The sequence below is a fragment of the Mycolicibacterium rhodesiae genome, from assembly GCF_002086695.1.
GTDB lineage: Bacteria > Actinomycetota > Actinomycetes > Mycobacteriales > Mycobacteriaceae > Mycobacterium > Mycobacterium rhodesiae.
In genome coordinates this window covers 26,197-43,897 of record NZ_MVIH01000013.1, presented here as the reverse complement: position 1 = coordinate 43,897, position 17,701 = coordinate 26,197, and the positions used below count along the sequence as shown (strand labels likewise).

General features: G+C 67.4%; 19 protein-coding genes. 8 read left to right on the top strand and 11 right to left on the bottom strand.

Annotation, left to right across the window (positions count from 1 at the left end; translation table 11 throughout):
* The 4 genes from BST42_RS22350 to BST42_RS22335 are packed head-to-tail and all read right to left on the bottom strand — an operon-like array spanning nt 1 to nt 3,487.
* Nucleotides 1–897 carry a sulfurtransferase gene (locus BST42_RS22350; protein WP_083121509.1) on the bottom strand — a complete coding sequence of 299 codons (897 nt, stop codon included), beginning with the start codon at nt 895–897 and terminating at the stop codon, nt 1–3.
* 20 nt (nt 898–917) lie between these two features.
* The gene (locus tag BST42_RS22345; RefSeq protein ID WP_083121508.1) at nt 918–1,562 is read right to left on the bottom strand and encodes a Maf family protein; all 645 of its coding nucleotides are present in this window, start codon (nt 1,560–1,562) and stop codon (nt 918–920) included.
* 4 nt (nt 1,563–1,566) lie between these two features.
* Nucleotides 1,567–1,845, bottom strand: coding sequence for an acyl-CoA carboxylase epsilon subunit (locus BST42_RS22340; RefSeq protein WP_083121507.1), 279 nt, complete (start codon nt 1,843–1,845; stop codon nt 1,567–1,569).
* Nucleotides 1,846–1,858: 13 nt separating this feature from the next.
* On the bottom strand, nt 1,859–3,487 hold the full coding sequence (locus BST42_RS22335; protein ID WP_083121506.1) for an acyl-CoA carboxylase subunit beta: 1,629 nt from the start codon (nt 3,485–3,487) through the stop codon (nt 1,859–1,861).
* Nucleotides 3,488–3,575: 88 nt separating this feature from the next.
* Here BST42_RS22335 and BST42_RS22330 point away from each other — a divergent pair, with 88 nt between their 5' ends.
* Complete coding sequence (locus tag BST42_RS22330) at nt 3,576–4,094, top strand: PH domain-containing protein (protein WP_083121605.1); 519 nt, start codon at nt 3,576–3,578, stop codon at nt 4,092–4,094.
* On the opposite strand, the gene BST42_RS22325 is transcribed toward BST42_RS22330, so the two are convergent.
* Complete coding sequence (locus tag BST42_RS22325) at nt 4,049–4,699, bottom strand: GtrA family protein (protein WP_083121505.1); 651 nt, start codon at nt 4,697–4,699, stop codon at nt 4,049–4,051. The two genes, BST42_RS22330 and BST42_RS22325, sit on opposite strands and share 46 nt — an antisense overlap.
* A 99-nt stretch (nt 4,700–4,798) precedes the next feature.
* Between BST42_RS22325 and BST42_RS22320 the strand changes: the two genes are divergently transcribed.
* The 3 genes from BST42_RS22320 to BST42_RS22310 are packed head-to-tail and all read left to right on the top strand — an operon-like array spanning nt 4,799 to nt 7,675.
* Nucleotides 4,799–5,977 (top strand): 5-(carboxyamino)imidazole ribonucleotide synthase, encoded by a 1,179-nt coding sequence (locus tag BST42_RS22320; RefSeq protein WP_237159553.1) that lies wholly within the window; start codon nt 4,799–4,801, stop codon nt 5,975–5,977.
* Complete coding sequence (gene purE, locus BST42_RS22315; RefSeq protein WP_083121604.1) at nt 5,967–6,473, top strand: 5-(carboxyamino)imidazole ribonucleotide mutase; 507 nt, start codon at nt 5,967–5,969, stop codon at nt 6,471–6,473. Before BST42_RS22320 ends, purE begins: the two co-directional genes overlap by 11 nt.
* Nucleotides 6,474–6,514: 41 nt before the next feature.
* Nucleotides 6,515–7,675: an acyl-CoA dehydrogenase gene (locus tag BST42_RS22310; RefSeq protein ID WP_083121503.1), complete on the top strand. Its 1,161-nt coding sequence runs from the start codon at nt 6,515–6,517 to the stop codon at nt 7,673–7,675.
* Nucleotides 7,676–7,680: 5 nt separating this feature from the next.
* Here the strand turns inward: BST42_RS22310 and BST42_RS22305 are convergent, their stop codons facing one another.
* Genes BST42_RS22305 through BST42_RS22295 form a run of 3 tightly spaced genes read right to left on the bottom strand, consistent with a single transcriptional unit; the run spans nt 7,681 to nt 10,608 of the window.
* A complete protein-coding gene (locus BST42_RS22305; RefSeq protein WP_237159544.1) occupies nt 7,681–8,466 on the bottom strand; it encodes a biotin--[acetyl-CoA-carboxylase] ligase in 786 nt (261 codons plus the stop codon).
* Between the two features lie 10 nt (nt 8,467–8,476).
* Nucleotides 8,477–9,190, bottom strand: a complete 714-nt coding sequence (locus BST42_RS22300; RefSeq protein WP_083121501.1) for a TIGR03089 family protein — start codon at nt 9,188–9,190, stop codon at nt 8,477–8,479.
* Nucleotides 9,190–10,608: an LCP family protein gene (locus BST42_RS22295; RefSeq protein ID WP_110918727.1), complete on the bottom strand. Its 1,419-nt coding sequence runs from the start codon at nt 10,606–10,608 to the stop codon at nt 9,190–9,192. Before BST42_RS22295 ends, BST42_RS22300 begins: the two co-directional genes overlap by 1 nt.
* 145 nt (nt 10,609–10,753) lie before the next feature.
* Between BST42_RS22295 and rfbD the strand changes: the two genes are divergently transcribed.
* From rfbD to BST42_RS22275, 4 genes are all read left to right on the top strand, one after another.
* The gene (rfbD, locus tag BST42_RS22290) at nt 10,754–11,632 is read left to right on the top strand and encodes a dTDP-4-dehydrorhamnose reductase (RefSeq protein ID WP_165760900.1); all 879 of its coding nucleotides are present in this window, start codon (nt 10,754–10,756) and stop codon (nt 11,630–11,632) included.
* Nucleotides 11,629–12,516, top strand: a complete 888-nt coding sequence (locus BST42_RS22285; RefSeq protein ID WP_165760899.1) for a glycosyltransferase family 2 protein — start codon at nt 11,629–11,631, stop codon at nt 12,514–12,516. The genes rfbD and BST42_RS22285 overlap by 4 nt, the downstream gene beginning before the upstream one ends.
* A gap of 5 nt (nt 12,517–12,521) precedes the next feature.
* Nucleotides 12,522–13,598 (top strand): mannose-1-phosphate guanylyltransferase ManB, encoded by a 1,077-nt coding sequence (manB, locus tag BST42_RS22280; protein ID WP_083121601.1) that lies wholly within the window; start codon nt 12,522–12,524, stop codon nt 13,596–13,598.
* A gap of 104 nt (nt 13,599–13,702) precedes the next feature.
* The gene (locus BST42_RS22275; RefSeq protein ID WP_083121499.1) at nt 13,703–14,611 is read left to right on the top strand and encodes an endonuclease domain-containing protein; all 909 of its coding nucleotides are present in this window, start codon (nt 13,703–13,705) and stop codon (nt 14,609–14,611) included.
* Between the two features lie 19 nt (nt 14,612–14,630).
* Here BST42_RS22275 and BST42_RS22270 read toward each other — a convergent pair whose 3' ends face one another.
* Genes BST42_RS22270 through cofD form a run of 3 tightly spaced genes read right to left on the bottom strand, consistent with a single transcriptional unit; the run spans nt 14,631 to nt 17,508 of the window.
* Nucleotides 14,631–15,170, bottom strand: coding sequence for an NUDIX domain-containing protein (locus tag BST42_RS22270; RefSeq protein WP_083121498.1), 540 nt, complete (start codon nt 15,168–15,170; stop codon nt 14,631–14,633).
* The gene (locus tag BST42_RS22265) at nt 15,167–16,510 is read right to left on the bottom strand and encodes a coenzyme F420-0:L-glutamate ligase (RefSeq protein WP_435406059.1); all 1,344 of its coding nucleotides are present in this window, start codon (nt 16,508–16,510) and stop codon (nt 15,167–15,169) included. Before BST42_RS22265 ends, BST42_RS22270 begins: the two co-directional genes overlap by 4 nt.
* Nucleotides 16,507–17,508: a 2-phospho-L-lactate transferase gene (gene cofD, locus BST42_RS22260; protein ID WP_083121599.1), complete on the bottom strand. Its 1,002-nt coding sequence runs from the start codon at nt 17,506–17,508 to the stop codon at nt 16,507–16,509. Before cofD ends, BST42_RS22265 begins: the two co-directional genes overlap by 4 nt.
* Nucleotides 17,509–17,701 lie beyond the last annotated feature (193 nt).

Below are 17,701 nucleotides of genomic sequence, written 5' to 3'. Positions count from 1 at the left end.
TCACGATGCCCCGGGCGCTGATCCTGGTTCAGCACCGGCCACGATCGGCACCCGAACGGTGTTGCCCCACTCGGTCCACGATCCGTCGTAATTGCGAACGCCGGGGATGCCCAACAGATACGTGAGCACGAACCACGTGTGGCTGGACCGCTCGCCGATGCGGCAGTAGGCGATGATGTCATCGCCTGGAGCGACGAACGAGTACACGTCTTCGAGTTCGGCGCGGTTGCGGAAGCGGCCGCTGTCCTCGGCGGCCTTGGCCCACGGCACCGACACGGCGGTGGGGATGTGTCCGCCGCGCAGCGCGCCCTCTTCGGGATAGTCGGGCATGTGGGTGCGTTCGCCGGTGTACTCCTGGGGCGAGCGCACATCGATCAGCGTCGAATGACCAAGGGACGCAAGCACATCGTCCTTGTAGGCCCGGATCGCGGCATCGTTGCGTTCGACCACCGGGTAGCCGGAACCGGCCTTGGTCGGGACGTCGAGGGTGGTGTCGCGCCCGTCGGAGATCCACAGGTCGCGGCCGCCGTTGAGCAGCCGGACGTCCTGATGGCCGAAGAGGGTGAAGACCCACAGCGCGTATGCGGCCCACCAGTTGCTCTTGTCGCCGTAGATGACGACGGTGTCGTCGCGGGAGATGCCCTTGCGGTTCATCAGCTCGGCGAATTGCGCCCCGCTGACGTAGTCGCGCACCTGCGGATCGTTGAGATCGGTGTGCCAGTCGATCTTGACGGCGCCCGGGATGTGGCCGATGTCGTAGAGCAACACGTCTTCATCGGACTCCACGATGGCCAGCCCGGGGGTGCCGAGGTGCGCCGACAGCCAGTCGGCGGTGACCAGGCGCTCCGGGTGGGCGTAGTCCTTGAGGGTGGGGCTGGGATCTGCGGGAAGCGGCACGACGACGAGCCTACCGCTGATCAGCGGACCGGATTAGCCGCCCATAGATCGCCGATCGGCAGGTTGACGGCGCTCAGCAGTCGGCGCGTCACCGACAAGCCGAGCCCGACCACGTTGGACGGATCGCCGTCGATGCCGTCGACGAACCAGCCGCCGAGGCCGTCGAGGGTGAACGCACCGGCAACCTGCAGCGGTTCACCACTGGCCACGTATGCCGCCAAGTCGGCGGCCGTCGGGGTGGCGAACCGGACCCGGGTCACCTCCGCCTGCGTCGCGGTGTGCGCGGCCGCGCCGTGCAGCACCCGGATCACGCAGTGCCCGGTATAGAGCAATCCGATCCGGCCCGCCATCGAATCCCATTGCGCTGCAGCCTGTTCGGGGGTCCCCGGTTTGCCGCGCAGTTCCCCGTCGAGGTAGAGCATCGAATCACAGCCGATGACAACGCAATCCGCTGCGACGCCGGGATCCAGCACCTTGTGCACGGCGCCTGCTTTCGCCTGAGCCAGCGCGGTGACCACGTCACCGGGCTCGGCGTCGGCGCCGAGATTTGCCACGATCGCGTCCTCGTCGACGCCGGAGACGACGACGAGCGGGTCGATACCTGCGTTGCGCAGCACTCGCAGCCGGCCGGTCGAGGCCGAGCCCAGAACTACTCGAGTCACGATGCGCTCATCGGCGCATGTGGGTCCGCTCCAGCAGGGTCACGCGATTCCAGCTGTGGATCGAGTAGCGCAGCTTGTCGACCGGATGGCCCCACAGGTTGAGTTCCTGCGGACCCGGGGTGGCATTGCCACCGCTGGCCGCGGCCAGCACGGTCACCAGAGCGGCGATGTCCTCGTCGCTCGGGTTGCCCCGCTCGATGCGGATCTCGGGGGTCAGCGGCTCCGGGTTGTCGAGCGTGATGTCCCGCGGGTCGCTGAGTTCGGTGATGTCCTCGTGCTTGCTCACGCTGCTCCTCGACTCACAGTGGGATGTTGCCGTGCTTCTTCGGCGGCACCTGAGCGATCTTGCGCTCCAGCAGCCGCAGGGCGGTCGAGATGTACCCGCGGGTGTGCGACGGCGGGATCACCGCGTCGACGTAGCCGCGCTCGGCGGCGATGTACGGGTTCACCAGGGTGTCCTCGTAGGTCTGCTGCAGCTCGAGGCGCAGCGCATTGACGTCAGCGCCGTCCTGCTCCGCCTGCTTGAGGTCCTTGCGGTAGACGAAACCGACTGCGCCCGAGGCGCCCATGACCGCGATCTGGGCCGTAGGCCAGGCGATGTTGACGTCGCAGCCCATGTCCTTGGAGCCCATGACGCAGTAGGCGCCGCCGTAGGCCTTGCGGGTGATGACGGTGATCTTGGCGACGGTGGCCTCGCCGTAGGCGTAGAGCAGCTTGGCACCACGCCGGATGATGCCGTTGTACTCCTGCTCGGTGCCGGGCAGGAAGCCCGGCACATCGACCAGCATCACGATCGGGATGTTGAAGCAGTCGCAGGTGCGCACGAACCGGGCGGCCTTCTCGGAGGCGTTGATGTCGAGGCAGCCGGCGAACTGGGTGGGCTGGTTGGCCACGATGCCGACCGGTCGACCGTCCACTCTCCCGAAGCCGACGACAATGTTCTGGGCGTAGCCGGCCTGCACCTCGAGGAACTCGTCGTCGTCGAGGATGCGGGTGATGACCTCGTGCATGTCGTACGGCTGGTTCGGCGAATCCGGGATCAGCGTGTCCAGTTCGAGGTCCTCGTCGGTGAGGTTGTCCTCGATCGCGCCCGGGTGCGGCGGCGCCGGGTAGCGCGGCGGCTCGGCGTAGTTGTTGGGCGGCAGGTAGCTCAGCAGATCGCGCACGTAGTCGAGCGCGTCCTGCTCGCCGGAGGCGACGTAGTGCACGGTGCCGGACTTGGCCATGTGGGTGTGGGCGCCGCCCAGATCCTCCATGGTGACGTCCTCGCCGGTGACGGTCTTGATGACGTCGGGGCCGGTGATGAACATCTGGCTGGTCTGGTCGACCATGATCACGAAGTCGGTGAGCGCGGGGGAGTAGACGTGGCCGCCTGCCGCCGCACCCATGATCAACGAGATCTGCGGGATCACGCCGGAGGCCTTGATGTTGTTGTGGAAGATCCGGCTGTAGAGGCCGAGCGAGACCACACCTTCCTGGATGCGGGCGCCTGCGCCGTCGTTGATGCCGATCAAGGGGCGACCGGTCTTGAGGGCGAGCTCCTGGACCTTGACGATCTTCTCGCCGTAGACCTCGCCGAGGCTGCCGCCGAACACCGTGGCGTCCTGGCTGAAGATGCAGACCTCGCGGCCGTCGATGGTGCCGTAGCCGGTCACCACGCCGTCGCCGACCGGACGGTTCTCCTGCAACCCGAAGTTGGTGCTGCGGTGCCGGGCCAGCGCGTCGAGCTCGACGAAGGAGCCTTCGTCGAGCAGCGCCAGGATGCGTTCGCGAGCGGTGAGCTTGCCCTTGGCGTGGACCTTCTCCACAGCGGTCTCGCCGACGGGGTGCAGCGACTCCTCGGCGCGCTGACGCAGATCGGCCAGCTTGCCTGCGGTGGTGTGGATGTCGATCGTGTGCCCGGCGGCCGGTTCCTTGACGCTCGTCATGGGTGACGATGGTATCGGCAACCTTAAGGAGTCCGTAAGGCGACCACGTCTCTTGCCTTCACGTGTCCGGTGCCGTAGGTAGATGACCATGGGATATCCCGAGAACGTGCTGGCCGCGAACGAACAGGTCGTGCTGCACCGCCACCCGCACTGGAAGCGGCTGGTGGGTCCGATCCTGGTGCTGCTGATCGCCACGATCCTGGCGGCCTTCGTGGCCGCACTGGTCAACACGACGAACTGGGACCCCACCGCGAAGAAGGTGCTCTTCGGGGTCATCGCCGCGATCTGGGTGATCCTGGTCGGCTGGCTCACGTTGTGGAAGTTCTTGAATTGGCTCACAACGCATTTCGTGATCACCGATCGCCGGGTGATGTTCCGTCACGGGCTTTTGACCCGGTCGGGTATCGACATCCCGCTGGCGCGGATCAACAGTGTGGAATTCCGTCACGGTCTACTCGACCGGATGCTGCGCACCGGCACGCTGATCATCGAGTCGGCGAGCCAAGATCCCCTGGAGTTCCACGACATTCCCCGCGTGGAGCGGGTGCATTCACTGCTGTATCACGAAGTCTTCGACACTCTGGGTTCTGAAGAGTCGCCGAGCTGACGCGATGAGCGTCGGCGGCGCAGCGGCGTGACATTGGCGCCGGACTCGTATTCGTCCTCCATCGCCTCGGCGAACCCGCCGCCGGTGAGGGTGGACTCCAGCCCCTTGTCGTGGCTGGGGCCGAACTCGTCGGGGAAGACCCAGCGGCGGAACGCCCAGAACCGGAACGCCATCTGCAGCAGGTTGCCCAACACATAGGCGGAGATGAAGTCCGCGATGTTCTCGTTGGTCAGTGAGACGTGCGGCACCCGCAGTTCCAGGACGTAACTGGAGAACCACAGCGGGGCCATGCTCAGCAGCACGCCGACACCGCTGACCCCGAAGAACAGCAACGCTTCGTGGTGACGTTCGTGGCCGCCGCGGTTGCGGAAGCTCCACTCCCGGTTCAGCACGTAGGAGGCGATCACCGCGACGATGCCCGCGATCACCTTGGCGGTGACCGGCTTGGGCTCGAGGATCGTCAGCTTCAGCGTGTAGAAGATCGCGGAGTCGATGATGAACGTCGTAGCGCCGACGATCGCGAACTTGATGAGCTCGTGATGCCGCTCGGCGAAGGGCCGGATCGGTCGGGGCAGCCGAGCGATGGTGGCATCAGCAAAAGACACAAGGAGCAAGTCTACGGAAGTCACCGTAGGTGTGCGTACTCGCGCAGGTCTGACACCATGATGGCCGTGTCGAAGCGCCCCACACCCCCCATCGTCGCCATGGTCGGCGGCGGGCAGTTGGCCAGGATGACCCACCAGGCGGCGATCGCCCTCGGACAGAGCTTGCGGGTCCTGGCCGTCAGCCCCGACGACCCGGCCGCCCAGGTGACTCCCGACGTCGTCATCGGCGCCCACACCGACCTCGAGGCGCTGCGCCGGGCAGCCGCGGGCGCTTCGGCGCTGACGTTTGACCACGAGCACGTGCCCACCGAACTGCTCGACACGCTGGTCGCCGAAGGCGTCACGGTCGCGCCGCCGCCGGAAGCCCTGGTCCACGCCCAGGACAAGCTGGTGATGCGGCGCAAGTTGGCCGATCTTGGCGCGCCGATCCCGCGGTTCACCGCCGTGTCGGCCGTCGACGACGTCGACGCGTTCGCCGCCGCTGTCGGCGGCCCTGTCGTGATCAAGACCGTGCGCGGGGGTTACGACGGCCGCGGCGTTGTCCTGGCCCGTGATCTTGCCCACGCCAGGGACGCGGTCGCCGGATATCTGGCGGACGGCGTGCCGGTGCTGCTCGAGGAGCGGGTGTCGATGCGCCGCGAACTCGCGGCCTTGGTGGCCCGCTCACCGTTCGGCCAGGGTGCGGCGTGGCCGATCGTGGAAACAGTGCAGCGCGACGGCATCTGCGTCACGGTTCTCGCACCCGCGCCGGGCCTGTCCGAAGACCTGGCAGCCGAAGCCGAGCAATTGGGTCTGCGACTGGCCGGCGAGTTGGGCGTGGTCGGGGTGCTCGCCGTCGAACTGTTCGAGACAACCGATGGCACGCTGCTGGTCAACGAGCTCGCGATGCGACCGCACAACTCCGGGCACTGGACCATGGACGGATCGGTGACCAGCCAGTTCGAACAGCACGTCCGGGCGGTCCTGGACTACCCGCTCGGCGACACCCGGCCGGTCGCGCCGGTGACGGTGATGGCCAACGTGCTGGGCGCGCCGGAGGCTCCGCAGATGAGCGTCGACGAGCGGCTGCACCACCTGTTCGGCCGGATCCCGGAGGCCAAGGTCCACCTGTACGGCAAGGCTGAACGGCCTGGTCGCAAGGTAGGTCACGTCAACATCGTCGGTGCGGCGGACGGTGACGTGGACCGGGTGCGTGAACGTGCGGAACGGGCGGCACACTGGTTGTCGCACGCGGAGTGGACGGACGGATGGGATGGGCACAGCGCAGATGACCGCTAAGCCACGAGTCGGGCTGATCATGGGTTCCGACAGCGACTGGCCCGTCATGGAAGCGGCCGCCGAGGCGCTGGCCGAGTTCGAGGTGCCGTTCGAAGTCGGTGTCGTCTCGGCGCACCGGACCCCGGGCCGGATGCTGGAGTACGCGCGCGGTGCAGCGGCCCGCGACATCCAGGTGATCATCGCCGGTGCCGGCGGAGCGGCTCACCTGCCCGGCATGGTCGCCTCGGCCACCGCACTGCCGGTGATCGGGGTGCCGGTGCCACTGGCCAAGTTGGACGGCCTGGATTCGCTGCTGTCGATCGTGCAGATGCCGGCGGGTGTGCCGGTGGCCACCGTGTCGATCGGCGGCGCACGCAACGCGGGGCTGCTGGCGGTGCGCATCCTGGCCACGTCCGATGCCGCGCTACGCAAGCGCATGGAGAGCTTCCAGGACGACTTGGAAGCGCAAGTACTGGCGAAGGACCGGGCGCTGCGGGAGCGATTACTCGGTGAGTGATGAGCCGGGTAAAGTTACCGGCGAGTAGCAAGGAGGCTGTGATGGCTGGGAACCCCGATTTCGACGTATTCAAGTTGCCCGAGGAGCACGACGAGCTGCGGACCGCGATCCGCGCGCTGGCGGAGAAAGAGATCGCGCCGTACGCGGCCGACTGCGACGAGAACTCGCGCTTTCCGCAAGAGGCGCTCGATGCGCTGAACGCCTCGGGATTCAATGCGGTCCACGTGCCGGAGGAGTACGGCGGCCAGGGAGCGGACTCGGTGGCGGCGTGCATCGTCATCGAAGAGGTCGCCCGGGTCGACGCGTCCGCGTCGCTGATTCCCGCCGTCAACAAGCTGGGCACGATGGGGCTGATCCTGCGCGGGTCGGACGAACTAAAGAAGAAGGTGTTGCCATCGATCGCCTCCGGTGAGGCGATGGCGTCGTACGCACTCTCCGAGCGGGAGGCCGGCAGCGACGCGGCGTCGATGCGCACCCGGGCCAAGGCTGACGGCGACGACTGGATCCTCAACGGCGCCAAGGCGTGGATCACCAACGGCGGCAAGTCATCCTGGTACACCGTGATGGCGGTGACCGATCCCGACAAGGGCGCCAACGGTATCTCGGCCTTCATGGTGCACATTGACGACGAGGGCTTCACGATCGGGCCCAAGGAGCGCAAGCTCGGCATCAAGGGTTCCCCGACCACCGAGCTGTACTTCGAGAACTGCCGCATCCCGGGCGACCGGATGGTGGGCGAACCGGGCACCGGCTTCAAGACCGCGCTGGCCACCCTCGACCACACCCGCCCGACGATCGGTGCGCAGGCGGTCGGAATCGCGCAGGGCGCGTTGGACGCCGCGATCGCATACACCAAGGATCGCAAGCAGTTCGGCACCTCGATCTCCGATTTCCAGGGCGTGCAGTTCATGCTGGCCGACATGGCGATGAAGGTCGAAGCGGCCCGGCTGATGGTGTACTCCGCGGCTGCGCGCGCCGAGCGCGGTGAGCCCAACCTCGGGTTCATCTCGGCGGCGTCGAAGTGCTTCGCCTCCGATGTCGCGATGGAGGTCACCACCGATGCGGTGCAGCTGTTCGGCGGTGCCGGCTACACCGTGGACTTCCCGGTCGAGCGGATGATGCGCGACGCCAAGATCACTCAGATCTACGAGGGCACCAACCAGATTCAGCGGGTTGTGATGTCCCGGGCGCTGTTGCGCTGAGCTAGCTAGTCGGCGGGTCTCAGGTGGGTGATGTCGCCCGCCGACACCGTGATGACCTCGGTGCCCGTGTCGATGCGGAGCCGGCCCAGTTCGTCGACATCCACTGCGGCACCGGTGATTTCGTGATCGCCGGGCATAACGGCCCGCACCTCGCTGCCCAGGGTGCTGCTGCGCTGTCGGTAATCTTCGACGAGGGTCGGGTCGGGTCCTGGTGTGGTTTGCCACTTTTCGATGCGGGCGGTCAGTTCACGCACGATCGCTGCCGTCAGCGCATCGCGGTCGAGCTGCGCGGCGCCCAGCACCTGCAGGGAGGTGGCTCTGGGGTCGGGCGCCTCGTCGGGAGTCAGGGTGACGTTGAGTCCCAAACCCACCACGATGACCGGGTCCGGTGCGGCCACCTCGGCCAGGATGCCGGCGAGCTTGCCGGTCCCCACCAGGACGTCATTGGGCCACTTCACTCTCGCCTCGATGCCGGTGGTCGCTTTGACCGCGTCGACCAGTGCTATCCCGGTGAGCAACGGCAGCCAGCCCCAGCTCTCCGGCGGGACACCGTCGGCGCCGACGCCGATCGACAGCGCGATCTGCGAGCGTGGCGGCGCCGACCAGCTGCGGCCATTGCGGCCACGGCCCGCGCTCTGGTGCTCGGCGAGCAGCACGGCGCCTCGGATGTCCTCGCCGGCGGCGTGCCGGGCCAACAGGTCTGCATTGGTCGAACCGGTCTCGTCGACGACGTCGATGCGGCGCACCGGAAGTGCGGACAGGGATGCGAGATTCAACGGCGCGCGAGTCACCTCAACGAGACTAGTGGGCCAGATCCTTGGTGACCTTCTCGGTGGTGCGGCGCCGTTCCAGCGCTGTCGCATCGGGGTTGGCCACCTGAACCAGTGACGCGCCCGCGACGAACACCGCGAGCAGGTTGGCGATGACGTCGTCTGGGGTGGACCATGGCAACGACGACATCACCCGATCACCCGCTGTGAGAGCGGCGCCGGCGGCGGAATCGGAAGCGGCGGAAAGCACTTCGTCGACCGACCTGCCGTCCAGTGCCGGACCCGGTCGCAGCTCGGCGGCGTACTGGTCACCGTGGACCCGGACCGCCGTCGCGTAATCGGTGACGCCGATCGGCAGATCGGGTGCCGGCTTGCCGAACGGATCCAGCGAGAGCACAGCGACTTCGCCGCCGGCGACCGCAGCGTCGGCCTCGTCCAGTCGCTCTGATGTGCACAATGCGAGATCCGCCGCTCCGGACATCACGACCTCGGCGCCGATCCACCACACGCCCAGCAGAACCGCGGCGGTCTGCCAGTGTGCGGGCAACAGCACCGCAACGCGAGTGCCAGGGCCTGCGCCGAGTTCATCGCGCAGCAGGTTGGCGGTCTTGGCCGCCCAGTTGGCCAGCGTCACCGTCGAGAGCTCGATGCGCTCACCGGTTGCGTCGTCGTAGTACGTGATCCGCGGACCCATCGGGTCGGCCCGTAGCAACGGATCCAGAACGGCGGCAGTCAGGTTGGTCATCAGTTGACGCACTTGGGGTCGTCGGACCCCGCGGTGATGATGGGCGACGGCGGCGGAGGGGTGGCGTCGCCTGCCTGACCGGCCGCCTGGCTGACCGCAGCCGACGTCGGCAGCGAACCCTCCAGGCCTGAGCCCGGCCCGGTGTAATCGCTGGACAACACCACCCGCACGGTTCCCGCCGGGATCGCACTGTCGGCCACCACCGGCAGCCCGCCCAGCTCCTTGGCGACCGCCTGGGCGCCCAGGTCGTCCTCCTTGGCCGCCTGCACCTGACTGTGCGTCACATGGTCCTTGTCATTGTTGCCGATGTCGCCCGCGCCAAAGCCCTTGCCGGTGAGCACTTCTGACACCGCACCCGCAAGCCCGTTGATGTCGGTGTCGTTGACCACGTCGGCCTTGGTCTGCTCAGGGGAGTAGGCGATCTTCTCGGTCTTGCCCTCGGCCTGATCGTGCAGCAGGCTGGCAACCCATTCCTGCACCTGAGACGGGTCGACCCGCACCACGGACTGCATTCCGTCGTCGCTCCAGCCGGCTTCGTCCAGCACGGGGATGGTCGCGAACGCCACGTTGCCGCCCGCAAGGTTCTCCAGCTGCTTGATGAAATCCATGATGTCCCAGCCCGACGAGAGCACCACCGATCGCTGGATGGCGTCCTGCAGCCTGTTCAGCGTCGACGGGCTGGTCAGTGTCTTACCCGAAATCACCTGGTGCGCCAGGGATGCCATCACGACCTGTTGGCGCACCACCCGGTCGAGGTCGCCGCGGGGGAGGTCGTGACGTTGCCGGACGAAGCTCAATGCCTGCGGTCCGTTGAGCTTCTGCCAGCCGGCCGGGAAGTCGGCACCGGAAAGTGGTTCGTAGACAGCATCTTTGAGGCAGACATTGACACCGCCGAGCGCATCGGTGATCAGGGAGAAGCCGAGCAGGCCGATCTCGGCGTAGTGGTCGACGGTCACGCCGGTCAGATCGGCGACGGTCTTGATGAGCGCTTCACGGCCGGCCTCGACAGCTTTGGGTTCGGCCTCGGCCGGATCCATGCCCTGCTGCTCGACCAACTGCTTCATCTTCTCGAGCTTCACCTGGCCGTAGACGCCGTTGATCTTCGTCTTGTCCAGGCCCGGCGCCTTGACATAGGAGTCGCGGGGGATCGAGATCGCCGTCGCGGACTTCCCGTTGTTCGGGATGCGGACCAGGATGATCGTGTCGGTGTTCGTCGACACGTCGTCGCCGGCGTGCAACGCCGCGAGTTCGTCTTCGGACAGCGGGTTGCCGTGGGCATCGGTACGGCTGTCCATCCCGACCAGCAGAATGTCGATCGCGCCGTCCTGTCCGCCGCCGCCGAGGGCTGCGGTGCTCATGTGGAAGATGCCGTTCTCGAACGAGCGGATCTTGCCCCACGCGACACCGGTGCTGACCATCACGGTCACGGCGATCAACGCGAGCACAGTCCGGGCCACCCGCTGGGCGCCCGTCCGTGCTTCGGTGTCAGCAGGCATCAGCCCAGGCTACTGGCGAGACGGGCGCATCCCGGGTAGCCGAAACCGGCGTGCCAGACTCGTAATTGTGGTGGCGAGGATCGTGATTACAGGTGCCGGCGGCCAAGTGGGGACGTTTCTCGCAGGTGAGGCGGCCCGTCGGGGCTTCGAGGTCAGCGCGTTGACCCATCGGCAATGTGACATCACCGACCCGGCCGCCGTCGAGCAGTTCATCGCCAAATCGGACCTGGTGGTCAACTGCGCGGCCATCGCGAACGTGGACACCGCCGAGGCCGACCCGGACACCGCCCACGCCGTCAACGCCACCGGGGCGGAGAACGTCGCGCACGCCTGCGCTCGGGTCGGTGCGCAGCTGGTGCACATCTCCACCGACTACGTCTTCGATGGCCGGCAGCGCCACCCCTACGACGTCGGCGACGAGGCCGCGCCGCTGGGGGTCTACGGACGCACCAAGCTCGCCGGCGAGGTGGCCGTACTGGCCGCGATGCCCGACGCCCACATCGTGCGCACCTCGTGGGTGTACACGGGCGCCGGGGGCAACGATTTCGTGGCGGGGATGCGTCGGCTGGCCGGCACCGACGACACCGCCGACGCGGTCGACGATCAGATCGGGTCACCCACCTACGTCAAAGACCTCGCCGATGCGATATTCCAGATCGGCCAGGGCCGCGTCCGGGAGCCGGTCCTGCACGTCGCCAACGAGGGCGCATGCACCCGCTTCGAGCTGGCCCAAGCCGTGTTCGAAGAGCTGGGGGCCGACCCGCAGCGGATCCGGCCGGTGAGCACGGCGCACGTAGGCCGCCCGGCCCCGCGTCCGGCGTATTCAGCGCTGTCGATGGCGCTCTCGGTGCGGGCCGGACTCACCCCGCCGAGACCGTGGCGCGAGGCCCTGGCCGAGGCGCTTGCCCAGCCCGTCACCGGCGGACAGTTACCCTCTACGCCGTGACGTCGAGCCGCCCCCTGACCGTGGTGACGGTGACATACTCCCCGGGCTCACATCTGGATCGCTTTCTGTCCTCGTTGACGGTGGCGACCGACCGTCCGGTGACGGTGGTGCTGGCCGACAACGGCTCCACCGACGGGACACCGGAGGAGGCGGTGGAGCGCTACCCCGGCACCCGCCTGCTGCGCACGGGCGCAAACCTCGGCTATGGCAGCGCCGCCAACCGTGGTGTGGCGACGGTTCCCGCCGACGACGAGTTCGTGATCGTCGCCAATCCCGATGTGGTGTGGGGTCCCAACAGCATCGACGAGCTGCTCGACGCCGCGCAGCGGTGGCCGCGCGCAGCCACGCTGGGGCCGTTGATCCGCGACCCCGACGGTTCGGTCTACCCGTCGGCGCGCCACCTGCCGAGCCTGGTGCGCGGCGGCATGCATGCCGTGGTCGGCTTCGTCTGGAAGACCAATCCGTGGACCAGGGCCTACCGCCAGGAGTACCTGGAGCCCACCGAGCGGCCGGTGGGCTGGCTGTCGGGATCGTGCCTGCTGATCCGGCGCGCGGCATTCGAGCAGGTCGGCGGGTTCGACGAGCGCTACTTCATGTACATGGAAGACGTCGACCTCGGTGACCGGCTGGGCCGGGCCGGCTGGCTCAACGTCTACGTGCCCTCGTCGGAGATCCTGCACGCCAAGGGTCACTCGACCGGCCGGGACCCGGCCAGCAACCTGCGGGCACATCACGAAAGCACCTACCTATATTTGTCCGATCGGCATTTTGGCTGGTGGCGCGCGCCGCTGAGATGGACTATGAAGAGCGCACTGATGGTTAGGTCACGCGCGGCGGTACGGAAGTCCCGTCGCGAGCTGGCGAGAAGTGGGGGGACCCGGTGAGTGGGATTGATCCGTCGAAGGTCGATGCGGTCGTACTGGTCGGTGGCAAGGGCACCCGGCTGCGGCCACTGACCGTGTCGGCAGCCAAGCCGATGCTGCCGACCGCGGGGTTGCCGTTCCTGACCCACCTGCTGTCCCGCATCGCCGAGGCCGGCATCGAACATGTCATCCTCGGCACCTCGTTCAAGGCGGCGACGTTCGAGAACGAATTCGGCGACGGGTCCAAGCTCGGCCTGCAGATCGAGTACGTCGTCGAGGATCAGCCGATGGGCACCGGCGGCGGGATCGCGAACGTGATTCCCAAACTGCGCAACGACACCGTGATGGTGTTCAACGGTGACGTCCTGTCCGGCATGGATCTGCGCCAGATGCTGGCCAGCCACCACGAGTCGCAAGCGGATCTGACTTTGCACCTGGTGCGCGTCAGTGACCCGCGGGCATTCGGCTGCGTGCCCACCGACGCCGACGGTCGCGTGGAGGCGTTCCTCGAGAAGACCGAAGATCCGCCGTCCGATCAGATCAACGCAGGCACCTACATCTTCAAACGCGAAATCCTCGATCAGATCCCACGCGGTCGTGAGGTGTCGGTGGAGCGTGAGGTGTTCCCGGCCCTGCTGGCCGATGGTGTGAAGGTCTGCGGCTACGTCGATTCCAGCTACTGGCGCGACATGGGCACACCGGAGGACTTCGTCCGCGGCTCGGCCGATCTGGTCCGTGGGCTGGCGCCGTCGCCCGCGCTCGGCGGACGACGCGGGGAAAGCCTTGTGCACGACGGGGCGTCGGTGTCTCCGGGCGCGGTACTGGTCGGCGGGACCGTGGTGGGCCGGGGTGCCGAGATCGGGCCGGGCGTCCGTCTGGACGGCGCGGTCATCTTCGACGGGGCGCACATAGAGGCGGGTTCGGTCGTGGAGCGGTCGATCATCGGGGCCGGCGTCAGGATCGGACCGCGTGCGTTACTGCGCGACGCCATCATCGGCGATGGCGCGAACATCGGTGCGCGCTGCGAACTTCTGCGCGGTGCGCGGGTGTGGCCGGGAGTTGTCATCCCGGACTGCGGCATTCGCTACTCGTCCGACATCTGAGGCCTGTTCCGCCGAGTGGCCAGTTAGAGCACGCTTTTCGCTCACATGCGTGTCAAAAGTGGCCACTCGTGAAACCTGTCAGACGGCTCTGCCAGGGTTTCGCCATGGTTGACCTGGAAGAGCCGTTCCGCGGATCCGCGGCGATCGCTGCGGGCCTCGTCAGTCGTCGAAGTCTCCACCGTAACTATCGTGCTATCTATCGCGACGTCTACGTTCCGCGCGACCAGGAACTGACGCCGGCGGTGAAGGCCAAAGCTGCTTGGGCGTGGTCCGATAAGACCGCGACGGTCGCGGGCCTGTCGGCGGCGGCCCTGCTCGGATGTCGTTGGATCGATGATCGTCACCCTGCCGAATTGATGCGCCGTAACGGCAAGCCGGTGAACGGCATCCTCATCCATCGCGACGAGCTCGACCCCGACGAGATCTGTGACGTCGGCGGTATAGCGGTGACGACGGCGGCGCGCACTGCCTTCGATCTCGGCCGACGAGGAAACCTCGAGGAGGCCGTCATCCTGCTCGACGCCCTGGGCAACGCGACCGGTCTGAGCGACGCTGACGTCCGTGCGGTAGTGGACCGTCGCCGGGGCGCGCGAGGGATCGTGCAGTTGCGCCAAGCGCTCGACCTGACGGACCCCGGCGCAGAGTCGCCCCAGGAGAGCCGCACGAGATTGCTCATCGTCCGCTCCGGGTTGCCGATTCCCACAACGCAGATCAAGGTCCTCGATGAGTTCGGTCATCTGATAGCGCGCCTCGATATGGGCTGGCCGCAGTGGCGCGTCGCGGTGGAGTTCGACGGGGCCCAGCATTGGCTCGACCCGGCTCAACGCACTCGAGACATCAATCGGTTCGCCGAGTTGGAAGAGTGCGGTTGGCGGATCATCCGGGTCAACAGCCAGTTGCTGCGCAATGCCCCCGGCTTGGTCGTCGAACGCGCCGTCACTGCGCTAGGGGCTGCTGGTTGTCGCATCGAGTGGCCAGTCAGAGCACGCTTTTCGCTCAAACACGTGTCATAGCTGGCCACTCGGCGAGTGATTATGTTCGCGAGCGGCCGACCGACACCAGGTGTGCGACCGCGGCGTCGATCCCGTCGGGGAGAGCGTCGACCGGCCACCACTGCAGATCGAGCGATTCGTCGCTGATCTCGATCGTCGCGTCCGCGGGGGCACGGACGATGAACTGGAGATCCAGATGCCGGGTGGGCACGCCCAGTGAACAGGTCAGTGCGTGAACGTGGATGGCGCCCAAGGCGGCGTCGATTTCCAGGCCGTCGATCCCGGACTCTTCGGCCGCCTCCCGCATCGCGGCCGCGACGATGTCGGCATCGGAGTCCTCGCAATGCCCGCCGAGCTGAACCCAACGACCGAGCCGCGGATGCAGGGTGAGCAGCACCTGGTCGCCAGTGTGGTTGACCACCAATGCCGAGGCGGTGATATGGCCAGGGACGCAAGCGCGCTCGCAGGCATCGAGGCGGGCAAGCAGAAAGGCCAGGACCGAGTGACGCAGCGAATCCTGGCAGTCGTCCGGTGCATCCCATGCGGTCAGCAGCTCGATGGCCGACTCCCGCACGCTCACTTGCGCACCAGCAGATCGCCGACCGGCGCCGGGTCGCGTGGTTCGGGCGGTTCGACCGGATAGCCAATCGCGACGGCACCCAGCGGTTCCCAATCAGGCGGCAGGTCAAGGGTTTCCCGGACCAGGTCGGCCGCGAAGATGGTCGAGCCGATCCAGCAGCTGCCCACGCCGCGCACCGCCAGCGCCACCAGAAGTGCCTGTACCGCGGCGCCGACCGCGACGGTGAACATCGTGTGCTCGGCCTGGGTGCGGCCGGGATCGGGATAGCTGTGAGCACCCTCGGGCACCAGAAACGGGATGATGACCTCAGGGGCGTCATAGAGGATCTGACCGCGGGCGACCCGCCGCTCCACGGCATCGGCCGGCTTGCCGTCACGGGAGAGATCCTCGCGCCAGGCATCTTTCATCCGGTCCAGCAGTGTGACGCGACGGCCGTGGTCGGCCAACCACACGAAGCGCACCGGCCGGGTGTGGTGCGGGGCGGGCGCGGTGAGCGCCTCGGCGACGGCCTCCTCGATCAGGGTGTGATCGACCGGCTCCGGTGCGAACTGTCGCACCGAGCGGCGCAGCAGTTGGGCCTGGCGGCGGCCGAGTTCCAGCGACTCGGCGGTGCCCAGCCAGAACAAATCGTCCTCACCGCCGCGCAGCAGACTCGCCGCTGTGGACCCGTCGTCCTCGAGTTCGAGGCCGCGGACCACCGCGACGGGAACCGCGGTCAGCTTGCCCTTCACCAGATCGGCGGCGGCGGCGATCTCGTCGGCGACAGCGACTTCGGTGACCACCAACTCGTTGCCGTGCCGGTCGACGGCGCCTGCGTAACCGTAGAGGACAGGCAGCCCGGCCGAGCCGATCGCGGCGTCGGTCTGGCCGTTGCGCCAGGCCCGACCCATGGTGTCGGTGACCAGGACGGCGACCTTCACGCCGAGCCGCTCGCGCAGCGCCGCACGCAGCGCGGCGGCGCTGCCGTCGGGATCGACCGGCAGCAGGGCCAATTCGGTTGACCCGACGTTGGAGCCGTCGACGCCCGCGGCCGCCTGCACGATGCCGTTGCGGTTCTCGGTGATCAGCGTCCGGCCCTTGCGGGCCAGCACCCGCACGGCCTCATCGTCGATGATCCTGCGGCGCAGCGCGTCCCGCTCTTCGGGGTCGGCCGGCGCCGCGACGATCCGGCCCTCGCACTTGGACATCACCTTGCTGGTGACCACGACGATGTCGCCGTCGCGCAGCCACGGCGCCGCGGAAATGAGGGCGCCGGCCAGATCGTCGCCGGGTCGGAATTCCGGAAGCCCGGGGACGGGCAGGATTTCGACGGGAGCTGCCGTGCCGTGCTCGAGGCTCACGGCGTCACCCCCGCCAATTCGAGCCCGGCGCGCACCATGTCGGCGGTGGCCGCGGGATCGGACATCAGCAGCGGTATCGAGTGCACCGTCAGTCCGGGTACGTCGGCGTGATCGCCTTCGGACACCAGCCAGTAGTCCAGGATGCCGGTGGCCGAGCGTGCGCCGAAGTGGTGGGCGACGGCGTGTGAGGAGGTTTCGACCCCGATCACCGACAGGCATTCGTCGGCCATGCCGCGCAACGGCTTTCCGCCGATGATGGGGGAGTAGCCGATGACCGGGGCGGGGGTGGAGCGCAGCGCGGCGCGAACGCCGGGGATGGCGAGGATCGCGCCGATGCTCACCACCGGGTTCGATGGGGCGAGCATCACGACGTCGGCTTCGGTGATCGCGTCGACGACACCGGGCCCGGCACTGGCGTTTTCGGACCCCACGAACGCGAAACTGTGAGTGGGCACCTGGGCCCGGTATCGCACCCACCATTCCTGGAAGTGGATGGCCTTGCGGTCACCGGTGTCGGGATCGTCGATGACAACGTGGGTTTCGCACCGGTCGTCACTGGCGGGCAGGAGTGTGGCCCCCGGCTGCCAGCGGTGGCACAGCGCCTCGGTCACCTGGGACAGGGGATATCCGGCACGCAGCATCTGGCTACGCACGAGATGTGTGGCGAGGTCGCGGTCGCCGAGGCCGAACCAATCGGGTTGCACGCCGTAGGCCGCCAATTCTTCTTTCGCGTGCCACGTCTCGTTGCGGTGTCCCCAGCCGCGCTCGGGGTCGATACCTCCACCTAAGGTGTACATGCAGGTGTCGAGGTCGGGGCAGATGCGCACCCCGTGCATCCATGCGTCATCACCGATGTTGACCACGGCGGTCAGCGCGTGATCAAGATCGCCTGCGGCTCCGGATATCTGGCCCGCGAACTGCCCCAGGCCGAGCATTCGTTGTACGCCCAACAGGAAGCGGGCACCCCCGACGCCGCCGACCAGAACGGTGATCTTCACACCGATCGACACTAGGCGGTCGGCCTTTTCGGCGACGAACGCGGTCACGATCTCGTCACTGCCGAGACACGCCGGGGCATCGACTCGCCGAATTATCCAAGGGAAATGGTATTAATTTCGGTTCAATCGCTTGACCGGGCCACTGCATAAGTGTCTAATCACATCAGTGTCATTTCCCGGTCGGACCAGCCGG

Coding starts and splice junctions, on each gene's coding strand:
- BST42_RS22335 (WP_083121506.1), bottom strand. CDS start 3,487: ATGACGAGCGTCAAGGAACCGGCCGCCGGGCACACGATCGACATCCAC.
- BST42_RS22330 (WP_083121605.1), top strand. CDS start 3,576: ATGGGATATCCCGAGAACGTGCTGGCCGCGAACGAACAGGTCGTGCTG.
- BST42_RS22320 (WP_237159553.1), top strand. CDS start 4,799: ATGGTCGGCGGCGGGCAGTTGGCCAGGATGACCCACCAGGCGGCGATC.
- purE (WP_083121604.1), top strand. CDS start 5,967: ATGACCGCTAAGCCACGAGTCGGGCTGATCATGGGTTCCGACAGCGAC.
- BST42_RS22310 (WP_083121503.1), top strand. CDS start 6,515: ATGGCTGGGAACCCCGATTTCGACGTATTCAAGTTGCCCGAGGAGCAC.
- BST42_RS22300 (WP_083121501.1), bottom strand. CDS start 9,190: ATGACCAACCTGACTGCCGCCGTTCTGGATCCGTTGCTACGGGCCGAC.
- BST42_RS22295 (WP_110918727.1), bottom strand. CDS start 10,608: ATGGTCAGCACCGGTGTCGCGTGGGGCAAGATCCGCTCGTTCGAGAAC.
- BST42_RS22275 (WP_083121499.1), top strand. CDS start 13,703: ATGGTTGACCTGGAAGAGCCGTTCCGCGGATCCGCGGCGATCGCTGCG.